The sequence below is a fragment of the Bartonella taylorii 8TBB genome (assembly GCF_902825155.1).
Lineage (GTDB): Bacteria > Pseudomonadota > Alphaproteobacteria > Rhizobiales > Rhizobiaceae > Bartonella > Bartonella taylorii_A.
This window is the reverse complement of sequence record NZ_CADEAG010000152.1, coordinates 1-423: the sequence shown is the minus strand read 5'-3', so window position 1 is coordinate 423 and position 423 is coordinate 1. Positions and strand designations below refer to the sequence as shown.

1 pseudogene is annotated in these 423 nt (G+C 44.9%); it reads left to right on the top strand.

Going from position 1 to position 423, the window contains the following annotated elements:
- Positions 1 to 78: 78 nt before the first annotated feature.
- Positions 79 to 423 (top strand): annotated as a pseudogene (glnA, locus tag J7R13_RS09065) (glutamine synthetase); the annotation flags it as partial.

Sequence of the window (423 nt, the reverse complement as noted above, 5' to 3'; positions counted from 1 at the left end):
CATACTGCCCGTTGTTTCTTTTAAGGATACGGCGACTACCGTGATCTGCGCTCTTTCCCTATACGACGCTTTTCCGATCTTCTTGCGGATTCTGCACGCAACCGTGCGGCGTCGGAACGTAGTCCATTCAGCTCTTCACCAAAGTCAAAACGCGGAGAAATCCGTTTTCCACATTTAACAGCAAGGCCATATCTAGCATTTTCAGCCCTCTTAATGGCTGGCCTTGACGGTATTAAAAACAAAATGCACCCTGGACAAGCTATGGATAAAGATCTTTATGATCTGCCCCCTAAAGAACTTAAAGACATCCCCACAGTTTCAGGTAGCTTGCGGGAAGCGCTTGAAGCTCTTGATAAAGATCGTAGCTTTCTTAAAGCAGGAGATGTTTTTGATGACGACCAAATCCATTCTTTAATTGAATTG